Genomic DNA, 17,446 nt, shown 5'->3' on the forward strand with positions numbered 1-17,446 from the left:
CTAGCGAATCAGCTATAATTGTCTTGTTTTGCCCCTGCAAAGTGGCAAGCACGGCAGAACCCCTCTTCTTTCCAGCAGGTCTGCATTTTTTCAACCCACGTCCGGGCGCCTCGGCCCTGACGCAAGTCCATAGAGGTCATCAATGTCCGTTGCCGACATCAATAAAGCTGAAATCGTTTCGCAATTCCAACGCGCTCAAGGCGATACCGGCTCCCCCGAAGTCCAGGTGGCTCTGCTCACCGCCCGCATCAACGAGCTGACCGGTCACTTCAAAGAGCACATGAAGGATCACCACTCGCGCCGCGGTCTGCTGCGCATGGTCAGCCGCCGCCGCAAACTGCTCGACTATCTCAAGGGCCGCAATCCCGATTCGTACCGCGCACTGATCGAAAAGCTCGGTCTGCGCAAGTGATCGACGGGGCAGGCTCCCCATGACGAAACCGTGGTCGGTGCGACGACGTCGCAGCGGCCACGGTTTTTTATTTGCAAGGAATATCCGTCATGTTCAACAAAGTGACTAAAACGTTCCAGTACGGCCAGCACAATGTCGTGCTGGAAACGGGCGAGATCGCTCGCCAGGCTTCCGGCGCCGTGCTGGTGTCGGTGGAAGACACCGTCGTGCTGGCCACGGTGGTGGCTGCCAAGAAAGCCAAGCCCGGCCAGGATTTCTTCCCCCTCACCGTCGACTACATCGAGAAAACCTACGCCGCGGGCCGCATTCCCGGCGGCTTCTTCAAGCGCGAAGGCAAGCCTTCCGAAAAGGAAACGCTCACCTCCCGCCTGATCGACCGGCCGCTGCGTCCGCTCTTCCCCGAGGGCTTCTACAACGACGTGCAGGTGGTGATCCACACGCTGTCGGTGAATCCCGAGATCGATCCCGACATCCCCGCCATGATCGGCGCCTCGGCCGCCCTGGCGATCTCCGGCATCCCGTTCAACGGCCCCATCGGCGCCGCCCGCGTGGGCTACGTCGACGGCCAGTACGTGCTCAACCCCACGGCCTCGCAGCTCAAGACGTCCGCGCTCGATCTCGTGGTCGCCGGCACCGAGACCGCCGTGCTGATGGTCGAGTCCGAGGCCAAGGAACTGCCCGAGGACGTCATGCTGGGCGGCGTGGTGTACGGCCATGAGCAGATGCAGGCCGTCATCAACGTCATCCACGACCTGGTGCGCGAAGCCGGCAAGCCCGAATGGGATTGGAAGCCCGCGCCCAAGAACGAAGCGCTGATCGCCGCGGTTACCGCCGCCGGCCAGGAAGGCCTGGCTGCGGCCTACCAGATCCGCCAGAAGCAGGAGCGCACCACCAAGCTGCGCGAAGTCTACGCCGAAGTCCATGCCAAGCTGGCCGAGCAGGCCGCCGCCGCCGGCCAGGATGCGCCCGACAGCGTGGCCGTCGAGAACATCCTGTTCGACCTCGAGGCGCGCATCGTCCGCAGCCAGATCCTCAACGGCGAGCCGCGCATCGACGGCCGCGACACCCGCACGGTGCGCCCGATCAGCATCCGCCTCGGCGTGCTGCCGCGCGCGCACGGCAGTGCCCTGTTCACCCGCGGCGAGACCCAGGCGCTGGTCGTGGCCACGCTGGGCACCAAGCAGGACGAGCAGATCATCGACGCGCTCATGGGCGAATACCGCGACCGCTTCATGCTGCACTACAACATGCCGCCCTTCGCCACCGGCGAAACCGGCCGCATCGGCGTGCCCAAGCGCCGCGAGATCGGCCACGGCCGCCTGGCCAAGCGCGCCCTGGTGCCGCTACTGCCGGCTCCCGAAGACTTCCAGTACACCATCCGCGTGGTGTCGGAAATCACCGAGTCCAATGGTTCCTCGTCCATGGCTTCGGTCTGCGGCGGCTCGCTGGCCATGATGGACGCCGGCGTGCCCGTCAAGGACCACGTGGCCGGCGTGGCCATGGGCCTGATCCTCGACGAGGGCAAGTTCGCGGTCCTCACCGACATCCTCGGCGACGAAGACCACCTGGGCGACATGGACTTCAAGGTGGCCGGCACCGAGAACGGCGTCACCGCGCTGCAGATGGACATCAAGATCCAGGGCATCACCAAGGAAATCATGCAGGTTGCGCTGGCCCAGGCCCGCGAAGGCCGCCTGCACATCCTGGCCAAGATGCGTGAAGCGCTCGACGGTTCGCGCGGCGAGCTCTCTGCCTTCGCCCCGCGCATGCTCACCATGAAGATCAATCCGGAGAAGATCCGCGACGTGATCGGCAAGGGCGGCGCCACCATCCGCGCGCTCACCGAAGAAACCGGCACGCAGATCGACATCTCCGATGACGGCACCATCGTCATCGCCAGCGTCGACGAGTCCAAGGCCAAGGAAGCGCAGCGCCGCATCACCGAGCTGACGGCCGATGTCGAAGTCGGCCAGATCTACGAAGGCTCCGTGCTGCGCCTGCTGGACTTCGGCGCCATCGTGCAGGTGCTGCCGGGCCGCGACGGCCTGCTGCACATTTCCGAGATCGCCAACTACCGCATCGCCAACATCAACGATGTGCTGAAGGTCGGCCAGCAGGTCCGCGTCAAGATCATCGAGGCTGACGACAAGGGCCGCCTGCGCCTGTCGATCAAGGCCATCGGCGGCATCGAGCAGCAACAGCAGCCCGCATCCGCCGAGGAGGCCGCCCAGCCGGCCCCCCAGGCTGAATGACGCGCTGCGGCGCTGACACCGGAACGGCACCTGCGGGTGCCGTTTTTTTTGCCGGACGGCGTCCGGGAGTGCGCCTGGCGTCAAGTCATGCCGTTTACGGTAAAGTCATGCCACGTCGGCGGGTAGGGCGCCGGCCGGCGGGCCGGAACAGGCCGTCCGACAAGGGGAGCGTATGGTGAGAGGGTGGCGCGCGGCATGCGCATCGGGGCTGGCGGCCATGGTGCTGGCAGGCTGCGCGGGCTCGGTTGCGCCCGATGGCGGCGCTCCCCGCAGCGAAGACATGTCGGCCGACCAGCTGATGCAGTCGGACTTCAACCGCACCGTCACGCTGGCTCTGCGCGACAATCTCAACAGCCTCTACATCCTGCTCGACAAGCTCTACCGGCGCAACCCCCGGGAATGGCGCAAGAGCGGGCAGCCCGGCATGGAGGCCGCTGCGGCGCGCGTGAAACAGATGATCGCGCAGGGGAGGCCGCCCAAGGCGCTGTCGGGGCTGCGGGACGTGCAGATCCTGGCCGTGGCGCTGGATCCGGCCTACCAGGGCGATCGGGTGGCGGCGTTCGTCTACGGCCTTGCGGACAACATCCTGGCCGCCCACGACGGCAAGACGCGGTTCTACGTATCGGACGTGCTCGATGGCCAGCGGATCTACAATGCGGCTCGCAACGTCGAGGCCGCCGCCTGGCTGCTGGCTTCGCGCCGCACCGTGCAGGGCGAGCCCCTGCTGCTCGCCAACGAGATGTCGGTGGCGGTCACCAACCTCAGCTTCGAGCGCGAATTCGGCGCCATCGTCGGCCGTCTCGACCTCATCGCCAACCTGCTGGGAGAGAACACGCGGCGCATCGGCATCAACTATGCCCAGGGCCTGCTGTTCCTGAATTTCCTTCCTGTACGCTGAACCGGACTTGCCATCGTGATCGATCTCGCCGCCATCCAAGCCGCCCGGCGCACACTGCATGGCCAGGTGCTCAAGACGCCGTTCACCCTGTCGCGCACGCTCTCCGACATGCTGGACGCCGAAATCTGGCTGAAATTCGAGAACCTGCAGTTCACCGCCTCGTTCAAGGAGCGCGGCGCCCTGACGCGCATGCTGGCGCTTTCGCCGGCCGAGCGCAGCCAGGGCGTGATCGCCGTCTCTGCCGGCAACCATGCCCAGGGCGTGGCCTATCATGCGCAGCGCATGGGCGTGCCGGCCGTGATCGTCATGCCCCGCTTCACGCCCACGGTGAAAGTGGCCAACACCCGGCGCTTCGGCGCGGAAGTGGTGCTGGCGGGGGATACGTTCGACGATGCCAAGGCGCATGGCTATGCGCTCGCAAGCAAGCGCGGGCTGGCGATGATCCATCCCTACGACGACGAGGCGGTGATGGCGGGGCAGGGGACGGTGGCGCTGGAAATGCTGGAAGACCAGCCCGACCTCGACGCCATGGTCGTGGCGATCGGGGGCGGCGGGCTGATCTCGGGCATGGCCATCGCGGCCAAGGCGCTCAAGCCCGGCATCGAGATCATCGGCGTACAGACCGAGCGCTTTCCTTCCATGTATGCGGCCATGCACGGCCAGCCCATGGCGAGCGGGCAGTACACCATTGCCGAAGGCATCGCGGTCAAGTCGCCCGGCACGCTCACCGAGCAGGTGGTGCGGCGCCTGGTCCGGCGCATCGAGCTGGTGAGCGAGGCCGACATCGAGCACGCCATCGTGGTGCTGCTGGAGATCGAGAAGACCGTGGTCGAAGGCGCCGGCGCCGCGGGCCTGGCAGCGCTGCTGCATGCGCGATCCCAGGGCCGCGACGATTTCCGGGGCAAGCGGCTGGGCCTGGTGCTCACCGGCGGCAACATCGATCCGCTGATGCTGGGCGAGCTGATCGAACGCGGCATGGTGCGCGCCGGCCGGCTGGCGCGCATCCGCGTGGACCTGCGCGACCTGCCCGGCGCGCTGGCGCATGCCACCAAGCTCATTGCCGATGCCCATGCCAACATCACCGAGGTGCATCACCAGCGCGCGTTCACCTCCCTGCCGGTGCGCAACGTCGAGGTGGACTTCGTGCTGCAGACCCGCGGCCCGGAGCACATCGAGGAAGTCATCCGGGCCTTGAACGCGGCGGGCTTTGCCGCCAGCAACCACGATCACTAGCTGGCCCGCGCCAGCCGGGGCTCAGGCGCAGGCCAGCGCCTTCAGCCGGTATAGCCGTTCGCGGTGCAGGGTGGCCGCCAGCGGTTCCGCCTCGCGTCCCAGGGCCAGGTAGTCTGCGGATACCGCCTCCACCGCCGGGCGCAGCGTGCCGGCATCCCGCTCCCACCATTGCGCCAGCAACCTGTCGGGCGTGAGCGCGTCCAGGCCCTGGCGGCGCAGCTCGGAACGGTTGAAGTCCTTCAGGTTCCAGGTGGCCACCTGGACCACCGGCGGCAGCTGGCGGCCGCAGCGGGCGCGCCGCGCCAGGCCGGCCGCGATCACGTGGAAGTCCTTCGGGTCGCTGTAGCGCAGCACGGCCTCATAGGCCTGCGTGTCGCGTTCGCATGCCTGCGGGAAGCGCGCGTTCATCTCGTCCCACTGCGCCTGCAGCACGTCCTGCGGAATGGCCCACAGCCGGCCGGCGTTGCGTCGCCATTCCTCTCCGATGCGCTCCGTCCAGACCGGCAGGAACACGCCGCCTTCGGCCAGGCGCAGCATCAGCCGGCGCACGATCCCCGACATCAGGACGCATGCGTCGAGCACCACGTACGGCTGGGTATCTTCAGGGGCAGGCACGGGAGAAACAGGGAAATCGACCGGCCGACACTGTAGCAGGCGCGGGACGCGGACGTCTCAAGGTAACAAGACGTAGCCTCGGATCGGCAGGTTTCGCCCCGGTCTCATAGATTGTTTCATATGCTGGGGGAAACCGCGTTGTGCCGGGCGCCGCGTTCAAGTTAGCGTTCAAACGCGACTGGCGCTCAACCTTCATACGATACCGGCAGTGCATGACACCTGTATGAACGCCAGCAGGTGTCCGATGCCCACAAGTGCCATGCCAGCCGGCCTGGGAGTAACAACGCGTGGACATCCCCAGCCTCATCCAGAACCGACTCATAGTCGCGCACACGCCCATGGAGGGCGTGCTGGGCTTCAAGCAGATGACCGGCCATGAAGGGCTGTCGCAGTTGTTCGAGTACGAAGTCGAGCTGGTCGCGCCCAGCTTCAGCCTGGACCTCAAGTCGCTGCTGGGCAAGCCTCTCACGCTGGAAATCGCCACGCTCGGAGGGGGGCGCCATCTCAGCGGCCACATCGTGCGCTGCATACTGGTGGGCCGCGAGAGCGCCACGTCGCGCCACTATGTGTACCGCGCCACGGTGCGTCCGTGGCTCTGGTACCTGACGCAGACTTCCGACAACAAGATATTCCAGCGCAAGTCGGTGCCGGACGTGATCAAGGAGGTCCTGTCCGACTACGGATTCCCCTACGAGATGAAGCTGACCGGCTCGTATCGCCAGTGGGAATATTGCGTGCAATACCAGGAAACCGATTTCGCCTTCATCAGCCGCCTGATGGAGCACGAGGGCATCTACTATTACTTCCGCCACGACAAGGGGCAGCACACCCTGGTCATGACGGACGACATCGCCTCGCACGGCGAGATGCCCGGCTATGCCGCCATTCCGTACTACGGGCCCGACCGCGTCACGCGGCCGCGCGAGGAATATATCTCCGCCTGGGAAATCGGCGCCCAGATCACGCCCGACGGCTACGCCACCACCGACTACGACTTCACCAAGCCCGGGGCCGGCCTGGACGCGGTATCGCGGCGCACCGGCGGCTCCGAGATCGGCAATCTCGAGGTATTCGAATGGCAGGGCGGCTTCCAGGAGCCGGAACACGGCGAGCAGTACGCGCGTATCCGTCTCGAGGAACTGCAGAGCGTGCAGGAGCGGGTCGTGGGCATGAGCAACGCCCGCGGGCTGGCGCCGGGCTACACCTTCACACTGCGCAATCACCCGCGCAAGGCCGAGAACCGCGAGTATCTCGTGGTGGGCGTCAACTACCGCATGAGCGTGAGCGGCTATGCCTCCGATTCGGGCACCGAAGACCTGTTCGAGGAATCCTTCTTCGCGCTGCCCTCCAGCATCCAGTACCGGGCGCCGCGCGTCACGCCCATACCGCGCACCCACGGGCCGCAGACTGCCCGCGTGGTCGGCCCGGCCGGCAAGGAGCTCTGGACCGACAAGTACGGGCGCATCAAGGTGCAGTTCCACTGGGACCGCTACGGCCAGCGCAACGAGAGCAGCTCATGCTGGGTGCGTGTCTCCAGCCCGTGGGCCGGCGGAGGCTTCGGCGGCCTGCAGCTGCCCCGCGTCAACGACGAGGTGGTGGTGGACTTCATCGGGGGCTGCCCCGACCGCCCCATCGTGCTCGGCCGCGTCTACAACGCCAACAACATGCCGCCGGTGGAGCTGCCCGGCAAGGCCACGCAGAGCGGTTTCCGCAGCCAGTCGGTGTACGGCGACCCGACCATGTGCAACATGATGATCTTCGAAGACCAGCTCGGCTGCGAGCGGGTGCACATGCGCGCGCAGAAAGACATGTGCGACGAAGTCGTGAACGACCACAGCCATCTGGTGGGGAACGACTACACGCTGCAGGTCTGCGGGCATTACAGCATCAAGGCGAAGTCGCTCAGCGTCGAGGTCGCCGAAACGACCGATCTCACCCACAACGGGCAGACCACGGTCAACATGAAGGCGTACCAGCGCACGATCGAGGGGCCCGTCATCACCAACACCACGGGGGACGTCAACGCCAGCACCAAAGGCGTATTGACCGCCTTTCACGAAGGCGACAAATCGATAACCGACAAGGGCAATGTCTCTCATTCGCTAGAAGGAAACTACGGCTCGATCCAGCATGGCGACTTCAAGAAGATCATCTACGGCAACGTAGGATGAGCCGTCATGGCTTCCGCCTGAAAGGCGCGCGTTCCCGGAACACCGGCATGGGCAGTCCGCATGAGCACATCTGATCTGGAGAAACTCACCGAGGAGTTGCAGGGGCTGCAGGGGCCGCCAGGCCCCGACGGGCCGGACAACCCCACGGTCGAGCAGGCCACCACGCTGGCTGCGAACCATGGCGTGAACCTTTCCGAGCCGGAAACGGAATCGCTGGCCAACCTGGTGTCGGCCTTCAAGGGCAGCAAGGGCGGGCAGTTCTTCGGGCTCGTCACCGGCAACATGGATCCGCCCGTGGGGCCGGACCTGGCCGCACAAGCCTTGGCCGCCAACATCAACGCGGCCGCCAATGGCACGCTCATCGCGCCCGGGCTGGAGTTCAAGCAGAAGCTCACTGCCACCGTGCACGACACGGTCAACCTCGATTTCAAGAGCTCCTACTTCAAGACCACGAAAGGCGAGACCACGTACGAGCACAAGGGCAATGTGTACATCGACGCGACCGATGTGCGCCTGACTGCCTCCAACATCAGGATTTACGCCTGGGAGGAAAGGAATACGGTCTCGGATCGCAAGGAATCCTACCGGTATATCAGCAACATCGGCGTAGGCTCGGCTTCCGGCTTGTTTACGTCGGGTTCGAACAACAACGCGACGGCCGTGGGCGGGGATTTCTCGTTCCTCAACATGAGCATAGGGGGCCTGCGGCTGGGCTTCGCGGGGGTCATGTCCCACTACGGCGATGTCCGCAAGGGCAAGAAGCTGCTGGAAATCGACAGCACCAAGTCCAAGTGGGACAAGGGAGCAAATATTTTCCTCACCGCTGCCATGGCATACATAATCATCTGAGTCCGCTTCATGTCTCCTCCCAAGGTTCCTCCCGGTTCTGATGCCGCCAAGGCAGCAGCCGAAGTCGGCCAGTACATTGCAGCCCAGGGTTCAGGCCTGGAATTGCCGGCGCTGGAAAGCTATGCGAAGGCACGCATGGAGGCCTATGGGGTGGACCCAGTGACCTCGGCAGCCTCGGCACGCACGGTCACGGTGATGGCCGAGCGCGATCCCGGGAATACGCGCCTGCTTGCCGAAAGCATCGTGGCAAAGACGGTATCTGACCCAGCCACCATCGGAGAGCGCATCCAGGACAATGTCAGGCGGCAGGTGGCGGAGCGCGGCGGCCTTGCCAGCATCGGCAAGAGCCAGCAAAAGGCCCTGGCCTACGACGAGGCCGAGGACGCCCTGCGGCGGGCAGGCGTGACGGATACGCAGTCATATGCCGATCTGCGGACGCGCGTGCATGAGTACATCGACGCTGGCGCCAGCCCGGACGTCGCGGCTTCGGCGGCGGCCGCGCCCGCCCTGGCGCAGGCCGGACCCCAGGCAGACTCCTTGTCGATCTTCGGATACCTGGTGATGCTGGTGCATGGCGATGTCAAGTATGTCTTCAAGAACACGGAGAGGCTCGACGTTGTCGGCAGTGTCATCCATACACACATGAAGAGCACGAAATACGACATGAGCGACTACAACTTCCATGTCAAGTGCGACACCATACAGACCACGTCGACCAACGAGTTCCTGAATGTCCGGCCGCACTTCGGCTATGGCATAGGCAACTATCCCGGCGAGTACAAATCCATCGCCACCTCGTCGGTCAGCGCATATCTCCTGGCAGGGAAAGCCGGCATGCAGTGGCTCACGTATGGGCTTTACAGCCTTTCCGGAACGAAGCAGCGTGTGTACCTCGCGGGAATAGACAACGATGTCGTCATGTACAACCGGGGGATCAAGATTACCAATGGCGACGCCGCTGATCAGCGAAAGACCGTCCTCACGATCGAGAAGATCGGGAAAGGCATAGAGCGCGCCATAACGAGGATGTTCAAGTAATGACGCTCCCCTTCAATGTCTTGCCTGGTTCCGATGCGGCCAGCGCGGTCGAAGCGGTTCGACAGCTGGATTTGCGGTCCGATATGCTGGACCAGCAGCTCGCTCCCATCCTGCAGCGCTACAACGTCGACCCGGTCACCACGGCGGCCGTGGGGGAAACGGCACGGCGGATAACGGCCAACAATCCGAATATTGCATTGCAGCCGCTGGCAGAAAGCCTGGTCGGCACGGCGGTCGCGGATCCCCGCGTGGCCGGCAACAACGCACGCCAGGCCGTGCTGGCCGGCGGGAGCGATCTCAGCCGGCCCGAGCAGGAGCAACTGGCCATCCAGGCTGCGGGCATCGAAGCGGAGAAGGCGGGCGCGGACAAGGCCGTGGCAGAGGCCAAGGCCAGGGAGGCGTTGAGCCAGGGAGCGAGCCCCGAGATGGCCGCACAATCGGCTGCGGCGGCTGCGGCGTCGGCTGCCGTGGCGAACAATCCCAGCGCATCGGGGCTGGAGATATTCGGCTATCTGAAGGCCATGGTCCAGGGCGTGGTGATCGAGACCAACCTGAGCAATGAGCGGCACGAGGTAACCGGGAACACCGACTGGATAATCAGGGGCGCGTTCGTCCAGAATACGGCTCAGACCCTGGAGATCAACTGCAATGAATACCATGCGCAGGCGCAGCACGATATCAGCCGGCGGAGTTTCGCGGCCAACATCTATCTGCTGGGCTACTACATGACTTCGCCCGACCCATGGACGATAACCGGGTTGTCGGTCTCGTTTTCGGGCGCCACGACTGCAGGCTATGCGAAGATCCTGTCTCCGGGCTTGATCAAGACGATGAAGATCAAGAAGGATCTCTACCTGTCCGGCATCACGGTCGGGGAAGCAAAGGATACCTTCCACCGCACCCATAAAGTGATCGACAAGGCGCTGGTCACGGTACGGCTGAAGAACAAGCTGCTCTACCTGGGAGGAAATCCCTCCATGGGCAGCATTCCTTCCAAGCTCAAAGGCATCCCGGCCAAGCTCACCAGCATCGTCACGCGCAAGCCATGAAGATCATCAAGCCCCTGCGGTTGACGGTCATGCCGCGGCCCTATCGCTGGCGCGGGCAGTCATACCTTTCAGTTGCCGTGGCAGCGCTGGTGAAGCAGGAAGCCGACGGCATACGCATCCAGGCAGAGCACACCCTGATGAACGAGGTGCTGCCGGAGCTCGACGCTGACGAAGTGCTCGACTTCGTCATGCCGAAGCCGCATCCCGAATACCTGGTGAGCGGCCATGCCTACACCAACCATCAGCAGGACAAGACCCGCTGCATGGTCAGCGTGCGCGTGGGAGACAAGCGCAAGGATTGTCTGGTGTTCGGGGACCGCTACTGGATCGGCGACCGGATCTCCACGCCGGAGCCGTTCGTTGCCAAGCCCCTGACCTGGAGCAACTCCTTTGGCGGCTCCATGGTGGCCGAGAATCCCCTCGGTACCGGCCTGGACGAGATCGAGGCGAACGGTACGACTGCAGTCCGGCTGCCCAACTTGGAATCACCTACGGAGCGTATACACACACGCGGACAGTGGGTGGCACCCTGCAATTTCGGGCAGGTCCGGATCGACTGGGCGCCTCGCCTGGCCAGATTGGGTTCCTGCGACGAGAAGTGGGTCAATACCGTGGGAGCGGGGTTCTTCGATGATCTGCAATGGTCGGCCTTCAACGCTGCGCCGGAAGACCAGGTCTGGCATGACCGCGACGCGCTTGCCATGGACGAGCCTTTCGAATTCTGGAACATGCATCCGGAACTGCATTGCTGGGCCGGCACGTTGCCGGCCCTGCGGGCGCGCTGCTTCGTCAAACGCAAGGATGCCGATGAACTGGACGAGGTGCCGCTGCGTCCGACCACGGTGTGGTTCCTGCCTCATCGCGTCAGCTACATACTGATCTTTCATGGGCATGTGCCCATCGTCGAGGACGATGCCATCGACATCAATGCCGTCATGGCAGCAATGGAGCATGCCGGCCAGCCGCGCTCCCTGGACCACTATACGCAGATCTACGCGAGGCGGACGAGCTTCGACACGGCAGCGATGGATACGCTGCGTGACGCCGACCTGATGCCCGCGGATATTCTTGCTCCCTGGCTGGAACAGGTTTCGCTGGAAAAGCGGGCCCTGATGTCCAAGCTGACGGACAGGCTGCGGCGCGATACGGGCGCCTATCCCCCGGGCGGTTTCGTGGGGCCGGTCAGGCCCGTGACGCTGGCCGACCTGCCTGAAATGGCCGAGCAGTACCAGAAGATGCACGGGGAAGCCATGGAGCGTCAGGAGCGGGAGCGGCAGAGGGTGCTCGAAGAGACTCAGCGTGATATTGAACGGGCGGGGTCCGAGCGGGATGCCGAACTATTGCGCACCGTCGCCGGCGCCCTCTTGCCCCAACCCGGGGCGACAACCCTGCCTCAGAGCGGCCCTCCGAACCTGGACGCAATATTCGAATCCGTCCGGACTTCGCAGTCCCGGCAGGCATTGCGCGCGGCGTTTTCCGGAGACGAGGCCGCAGGCCGTACGTCCCGCGAGTTCTACGACCACGGCAAGCAGTCTTTGAAGCATATATATCTGTATTCCGTCCACTACCAGCAGGGGGTAGCCCGGGTCGGCCCTCACCGGGCGCAGCAGATCAGGCAGCAGGTCCTGAAGAAGTATCGTCTCGGCAAGAAGCTGTCCGACATGGACCTCACCGGCGCCGACCTGTCGGGCCTGGACCTTTCCGGCGCGGATTTTTCCCGTACCTGGCTTGAAAAAGCCGACTTCACCGGCTCGAACCTCGCGGACGCAAAGTTCGAGGAAACGGTACTGGCGCGTGCCACGTTTGTTGATAGCGTGCTCGACGGCGCGATATTCACACGGTCCAATATCAGCGAGGCCACCTTTCATAACGTTTCCTTCGGCGGTGCACGTTTCGATGAGGTGATCTGCGAAACGCGAAGTGTGTTCGAGTCCTGCACCTTCGAGTCCGGGGTGATGGCGGGCTTCATCATGAAGCATGTGGAATGGCGCCATTGCGCGATGCGCGACATGGAACTGCAGGACATCACTTTCGAGGACGCCGACTTCTCCGGTCTGGCCATTGACGCCTCGCGCCTCGACAAGGTGAGTTTCGAACGTTCGCGCCTCGACAACCTGCACATCGCGAACAGTGTGATCGGCGCCTGCGCTGCGCTCGAGACGGCGTTCCTCGGATGGCGCCTGACCGGGTCGCTGGTTGGTAAATGCGTCTTCATGGAAGACGTCGTCTTTGTTGATTGCGCACTGTGCGACAACCATTTCCGGCAGACCTTGTTTCGCGAAATCCGTTTCGAGAATGCCAGTTTCCAGGGGTCGACGTTCGAGCAGTGTGACTTCTCGCAGGCCTGCCTCACCGGATGCGACCTGCGTCGGATCGAAACGCCGCAATCGCTGTTCGTGAGGGCGAATCTCGACATGGCGGACCTGTCCGGAAGCAACCTGATGCAGGGGAACTTCCAGAAGGCAAGCTTCGTGGGCGCCAATCTCTCCGGTTGCAATCTTTTCCGGGCCGACATGTCCGAGACCTTGCTGGACGGCTCGACGCGCACGGGTGGCGCCTATGTGCGCCGTACTCGCCTGGCTCCCTATCGCCAGGGGCCACGGCTGGGCAATCTGGGGGATCGCGCATGAGCAAGAAGGCCTACGTTCTGGAGAATGCACATACGCTGGAGCGGCTTGGGAACCTCGATCTGCGCGGTGAGGCATTTGATCAGGACACGCTCACCGGCCTTATATTCGACCGGACCGATTTTTCAGGAGCCCGATTCCACAACTGCATCATGCATGAATGCGTGTTTGTGGACTGCACTTTTGTGGGAACGGCATTCACAGGGTCGGATCTGGCCCACAGTGATTTCTCGTCATGCAAACTCGACCGGGCGGTCTTTGATGATTGCGACCTGTCGGAAACCAGCTTTGGCGAATCCAGTCTGGCTGGCACTGTGATACGCACATGCCGGCTCGAGAACATTGGCATTTCGAACTGCGATGCCACAGACGCCGTATTGAGGGGCCTCGTGCTGCGCGACGCTGATGTGTTGGGCACGTCCCTGAAGCGTGCCGATTTCACCGGTACGGATCTGTCCAAGTCGATCTTTCACGAGTTGGACTTGCGCAGCACGATTTTCACTCGGGCGACGATGCGGGACATGGCGCTGTCGGCCTGCGACTTGTCGGGCCAGGATTTCTCGGGCCAGGACTTGTCGGGCACCCAGTTCAACGAGGCGGTGCTCAAGCAGGTGGGGTTTGCGGAGTGCCGGCTCGCAATGTGCAATTTCAGCGATGCGCAGATCGCGGCCGTCACTTTCGTGAAGGCCGATTTGCGCAACAGCCTGTTCATCAACGCCTCGGTCGAGAATGTGCTGTTCAATGGCGCGATGCTGAAGCAAAGCCTCTGGAACGGGGCGTCGGTGGGTGGCAGCGACTTCAGCGGCGCCGACCTGGCGATGAGCGTCTTCAACCGCACCGCCTTTGAGCGGTGCCGCTTTCGCGGCAGCGGCCTGCAGTTTGCCGATTTCTCGTATGCCGGACTCGAGAAGTGCGATTTCGAGGGCGTGGCCCTCAGCGGTACCCGGTTCCACCGGGCCGTTGTCGACTCGGACGAGATCAAGCGTCGTCCCGGCGCCATCGAGCGCGACGACGAACTGTTCGAAGCCGAATTGTGGAGTGCTTGAGTTTTTCAGGAGAACATCATGCCATTCTGGGGGTGCATGGGTAGTGGACGCAGCATCGGGCTGGGGCCCTACATAACCGGTGTGTCGAAGAACGACATGCTCAGCTGCATGAAATTGCCGACCACCAACATCTTCATTCAGAACAAGCCAGCCCATAATATTTTCTCGGTCGCGCCGCTGACCATCGACCTGCCCTCCGGCATTCTTGGCGTGGCGACGGGCACATTGTTCATGTTGGGTGCCACCATTGCGCTGTTCTCATTCACAGTGATTGCGTGCGGTGGATTCGTGATTCGCTGGCTTTGCCTGGCCTTGCAGAATTTCTGGAATACCCTGGGCATGTACCTGAAGATGGACCAGAAGAAGGTGCTCGTCCTTGCTGCTTGAGCCCGGGGAGGGCTGCGCGCTGTTGCGGAGGTGCCGACGGTGATCTATTACCGGCTTGCGACGGTGTTCGGCTATCTATTGATGGGCATGGCGGCGGTGTCTTTTGTCGTCTACCTGGCGCTGCTCGTCGGGATCGCCAGCTATATGGGAGACGGGATTCCATTCAAGGTCACGGCGGGATGTTTCGTCGGAGGCGTCCTGTTGTTCCAGACCCGCTCATTGATCGTCGATTTTCTTGCGGAGAGGGTAGCCAAACACGGCCTGCACACCAGCGGTCGAGTCGTGGCCCTGGAACACTGCGGAGAGCTCGACATGGATGAGAAGGGCTTTGGAGATTGGTACCAGCTCATTGTGCACGTCGCGCCGGTTCCCGGCATGGCAAGAGGGCGAGACGCCTATATCGAACAACTTTTCAAGAAAAGCGCCGCAGCGTGGTTGGCCGTAGGGGCAACGGTGCCCATCAGATACGCGCCCGAGCTTGAGCTGGCGATGGTGGAACACGCCGATGCCTATCCGCGCTTGCATAGCGGGCCGCAGTTCGGGTGGCGGCGCAATCGGGAATGACGTCTCTGCGAAGGCGCAAGGGTGCTCACTGCATCGACGACGATGCCTACGCCAGCCTCAAATAGCGCCGGAAAAGAATGGGCCCGGTCGTGCCGGGCCCCATTCTCCTTGTTGTCATTCCCCTGGCGCTAGGCGGCCTTCTTTTCTTCGTCGGCCCGGTTCAACCGGCCCAGCACATTCTGGTACAGACGCACGGCATAGACCGCATCGAGCGAGGCGCGCTCGTTGGCGGCTTTCGTGGCCGATTCGGTTTCCTTGGCGGCGCTGTGGCGCAGCGCGCCGCCAAGAAGCGCAGCCTTGACGATTTCCAACGCAACTTCCTGGTTCGTCGGCGCCGTGCTGCGGGTCGTTTTGAGTGCCATGCGTAAGCTCCCTTCTCAAGAGTGACGGTGGAGCAAAGCCTAGCATGCCGAGAGCGCATCCTGCGTGAATATCCCACGGGCAGAATGCAAAGCAAGGGAAATTCCCAGGCGGGTTACGGCATGGGCGCAGAGCGGGCTGCTATCCTGGGTTGTGCCGCCAGGCTGTCTGTCATCTTTCTGCATCGAGGAGGCTGTATCCATGGCTACGATCCGTCCACGTGTCATCGTTTTCGTCACGGCAATGCTCTGTTCCACGCTGGCCCAGGCCCAGTTGCTGGATTCGGTCAAGGGAGCGCTGGGTGGCGGTGCGTCCGCCCAGGCCGGCGGCGCTGCCGCGGGGCCGGGCGCCGTGCCTGCGTTGAACTCGGTGGGCACCGGCAACATCGCCGGCGTGGTGGAGTACTGCGCGAAGAACAACTACCTGGGTGGCGATGCCGGCACAGTCAAGGACAAGCTCCTGGGCCGGCTGGGCGGCCCGAGCCAGGCGCAGTCGGACAGCGGCTACCGCGAAGGGGCCAGCGGGGTGCTGGGCGGCAACAGCGGCACCAAGCTCGATTTCCGTGGCGGCGGCCTGAAGGCCCAACTCACCGAGAAGGTCTGCGACCAGGTGCTCGACTACGCCAAGTCCTCGCTGTAGCGGCGGCAAGGGGCTTCTGCGCGGGGTCCGTACTTCCCGATGATTCTAAAGATTCGTCAGGAAATGGCGTTTTGATGCCCGGCGGATACGTTTTTGTGGCTTGAAAGCCCCATCGGGCATTATCTGATTTCATTTGGATGCTTATTCGTGCCGTGCCGTCTGTAGACTGAAAGTGTCGTGGTTACCCTTGTAAAGACCATGAAAATCCTGAACGACGTTACTTTCATACAAACTCTGCGCCCACGCGTCATCGAGCTGGAATACGGCATTTTCCGCGGCTATGTGGATATCCTGGAGCGCCGGCCCGGCGCAGCGGCCAGCAAAGTCCGCTATTGTCAGAATGTCTGCATGTCCCGCGACCTGGCCGAGCGCCAGGCGCTGGAACTGGCCACGCACCTGAATCTTTCCGCCCGCGGGGCCGGGGCATATTCCCGCTTGCTGTGCGACAGCCTGAGCGACACCTTCGCAGGCCGCAGCGAACTGGATTCGGTGCCGTCCAGCCTGCTGCGGCGTGATACCGCCACGACCCCGGTGGTGCGGCGGCATCTGCGTGTGGTCGCCTGAGGGCGGCCGGGGAAACACATGTTTCCCGCGGTCAGTTGATGTCCCTGGCGTGCCCGGGGGCATAGGGCGTCGCAGCCGTCGAATGGGACGGCAGGCGCGCGCCGACCTGCCCGACCTTGGTGCAAAGTCAAAGTTCGGATTTCAGGGTGTCGAAGGCCTCGCGCAGGAACTGGGCTGCCGGCTTTCGCTGGCCGGTCTGTTCCCGCCATGCCTGAAGCGCGACTCTCATCGCACCGATGGACACCATCGCCACCATCCGTAGCGCCGAGCGGCGCTCGGGCTGCCGCCAGACCTCGCATAGTGCCTTGAAGAGCACCTGCTCCTGTTCCGCGTAGTACGCCTGCTTGCGCACAAGCAGCGACTCGCTCGACAGCACGAGATTGTCGATGGCGGTCATCTGTTCCGTCGTGTTGCTCGCGATGTGCTTCACCATGACGTCGCGAACGGCCTCGAGCGGCGGTACGTCGGGGGACGTCTTCAGCAGATCTGCAATCAGGCTGGCTGAACCGGCCTCCATCCAGAACAGGATGATGTCGTCCTTCGACTTGAAGTACGAAAAAAAACTGCGGCGCGAGATCCCGGCTTCCGCCGCGATGGCGTCCAGCGTCGTGCTCTCGTAACCCTTGGTAAGGAACAGGCGCTGGCCGACCTCGGCGATGCGTTGCTGGGTCTCGCGGCGCTTGCGTTCCCGCAGGCCTGCTGTGGGCGCGATGCCCATATGGGGAAGCATTTCCGACATTTT

General features: G+C 63.4%; 17 protein-coding genes. 14 read left to right on the forward strand and 3 right to left on the reverse strand.

The window, feature by feature from the left end; translation table 11 throughout:
• The first annotated feature begins 142 nt into the window (after positions 1 to 142).
• From rpsO to ACYBYQ_RS05220, 4 genes are all read left to right on the forward strand, one after another.
• The gene (gene rpsO, locus ACYBYQ_RS05205) at positions 143 to 412 is read left to right on the forward strand and encodes a 30S ribosomal protein S15 (RefSeq protein WP_459617450.1); all 270 of its coding nucleotides are present in this window, start codon (positions 143 to 145) and stop codon (positions 410 to 412) included.
• An 89-nt stretch (positions 413 to 501) separates the two neighbouring features.
• Positions 502 to 2,664: a polyribonucleotide nucleotidyltransferase gene (gene pnp, locus ACYBYQ_RS05210; protein ID WP_459617452.1), complete on the forward strand. Its 2,163-nt coding sequence runs from the start codon at positions 502 to 504 to the stop codon at positions 2,662 to 2,664.
• A 172-nt stretch (positions 2,665 to 2,836) separates the two neighbouring features.
• The gene (locus ACYBYQ_RS05215) at positions 2,837 to 3,562 is read left to right on the forward strand and encodes a hypothetical protein (protein ID WP_459617454.1); all 726 of its coding nucleotides are present in this window, start codon (positions 2,837 to 2,839) and stop codon (positions 3,560 to 3,562) included.
• Positions 3,563 to 3,577: 15 nt separating this feature from the next.
• Complete coding sequence (locus ACYBYQ_RS05220; RefSeq protein WP_459617456.1) at positions 3,578 to 4,795, forward strand: threonine ammonia-lyase; 1,218 nt, start codon at positions 3,578 to 3,580, stop codon at positions 4,793 to 4,795.
• 21 nt (positions 4,796 to 4,816) lie between these two features.
• Here ACYBYQ_RS05220 and ACYBYQ_RS05225 read toward each other — a convergent pair whose 3' ends face one another.
• Positions 4,817 to 5,356: a PIN domain-containing protein gene (locus tag ACYBYQ_RS05225; protein ID WP_459618711.1), complete on the reverse strand. Its 540-nt coding sequence runs from the start codon at positions 5,354 to 5,356 to the stop codon at positions 4,817 to 4,819.
• A 341-nt stretch (positions 5,357 to 5,697) separates the two neighbouring features.
• On the opposite strand from ACYBYQ_RS05225, the gene ACYBYQ_RS05230 reads away from it, so the two are divergent.
• Genes ACYBYQ_RS05230 through ACYBYQ_RS05265 form a run of 8 tightly spaced genes read left to right on the forward strand, consistent with a single transcriptional unit; the run spans position 5,698 to position 15,141 of the window.
• The gene (locus tag ACYBYQ_RS05230) at positions 5,698 to 7,581 is read left to right on the forward strand and encodes a type VI secretion system Vgr family protein (protein ID WP_459617458.1); all 1,884 of its coding nucleotides are present in this window, start codon (positions 5,698 to 5,700) and stop codon (positions 7,579 to 7,581) included.
• A 60-nt stretch (positions 7,582 to 7,641) separates the two neighbouring features.
• Positions 7,642 to 8,430, forward strand: coding sequence for a hypothetical protein (locus ACYBYQ_RS05235; protein ID WP_459617460.1), 789 nt, complete (start codon positions 7,642 to 7,644; stop codon positions 8,428 to 8,430).
• Between the two features lie 9 nt (positions 8,431 to 8,439).
• The gene (locus tag ACYBYQ_RS05240; protein ID WP_459617462.1) at positions 8,440 to 9,468 is read left to right on the forward strand and encodes a hypothetical protein; all 1,029 of its coding nucleotides are present in this window, start codon (positions 8,440 to 8,442) and stop codon (positions 9,466 to 9,468) included.
• Complete coding sequence (locus ACYBYQ_RS05245; protein ID WP_459617463.1) at positions 9,468 to 10,517, forward strand: hypothetical protein; 1,050 nt, start codon at positions 9,468 to 9,470, stop codon at positions 10,515 to 10,517. The genes ACYBYQ_RS05240 and ACYBYQ_RS05245 overlap by 1 nt, the downstream gene beginning before the upstream one ends.
• Positions 10,514 to 13,147, forward strand: coding sequence for a DUF2169 family type VI secretion system accessory protein (locus ACYBYQ_RS05250; protein WP_459617465.1), 2,634 nt, complete (start codon positions 10,514 to 10,516; stop codon positions 13,145 to 13,147). Before ACYBYQ_RS05245 ends, ACYBYQ_RS05250 begins: the two co-directional genes overlap by 4 nt.
• The gene (locus ACYBYQ_RS05255; RefSeq protein ID WP_459617467.1) at positions 13,144 to 14,190 is read left to right on the forward strand and encodes a pentapeptide repeat-containing protein; all 1,047 of its coding nucleotides are present in this window, start codon (positions 13,144 to 13,146) and stop codon (positions 14,188 to 14,190) included. Before ACYBYQ_RS05250 ends, ACYBYQ_RS05255 begins: the two co-directional genes overlap by 4 nt.
• Positions 14,191 to 14,208: 18 nt before the next feature.
• A complete protein-coding gene (locus ACYBYQ_RS05260) occupies positions 14,209 to 14,577 on the forward strand; it encodes a PAAR domain-containing protein (protein ID WP_459617469.1) in 369 nt (122 codons plus the stop codon).
• A 39-nt stretch (positions 14,578 to 14,616) separates the two neighbouring features.
• Entirely contained in the window at positions 14,617 to 15,141 is a 525-nt protein-coding gene (locus ACYBYQ_RS05265; RefSeq protein ID WP_459617471.1) for a hypothetical protein, read from the forward strand.
• A gap of 128 nt (positions 15,142 to 15,269) precedes the next feature.
• On the opposite strand, the gene ACYBYQ_RS05270 is transcribed toward ACYBYQ_RS05265, so the two are convergent.
• A complete protein-coding gene (locus ACYBYQ_RS05270) occupies positions 15,270 to 15,503 on the reverse strand; it encodes a hypothetical protein (protein ID WP_459617473.1) in 234 nt (77 codons plus the stop codon).
• A gap of 199 nt (positions 15,504 to 15,702) precedes the next feature.
• Here ACYBYQ_RS05270 and ACYBYQ_RS05275 point away from each other — a divergent pair, with 199 nt between their 5' ends.
• Both ACYBYQ_RS05275 and ACYBYQ_RS05280 read left to right on the forward strand, forming a co-directional pair.
• A complete protein-coding gene (locus ACYBYQ_RS05275; protein ID WP_459617475.1) occupies positions 15,703 to 16,140 on the forward strand; it encodes a DUF2501 domain-containing protein in 438 nt (145 codons plus the stop codon).
• A 198-nt stretch (positions 16,141 to 16,338) separates the two neighbouring features.
• On the forward strand, positions 16,339 to 16,704 hold the full coding sequence (locus ACYBYQ_RS05280) for a hypothetical protein (protein ID WP_459617477.1): 366 nt from the start codon (positions 16,339 to 16,341) through the stop codon (positions 16,702 to 16,704).
• A 127-nt stretch (positions 16,705 to 16,831) separates the two neighbouring features.
• Here ACYBYQ_RS05280 and ACYBYQ_RS05285 read toward each other — a convergent pair whose 3' ends face one another.
• On the reverse strand, positions 16,832 to 17,422 hold the full coding sequence (locus tag ACYBYQ_RS05285; protein WP_459617479.1) for a TetR/AcrR family transcriptional regulator: 591 nt from the start codon (positions 17,420 to 17,422) through the stop codon (positions 16,832 to 16,834).
• Positions 17,423 to 17,446: the final 24 nt, after the last annotated feature.

The organism is Bordetella sp. 2513F2 (assembly GCF_054642735.1).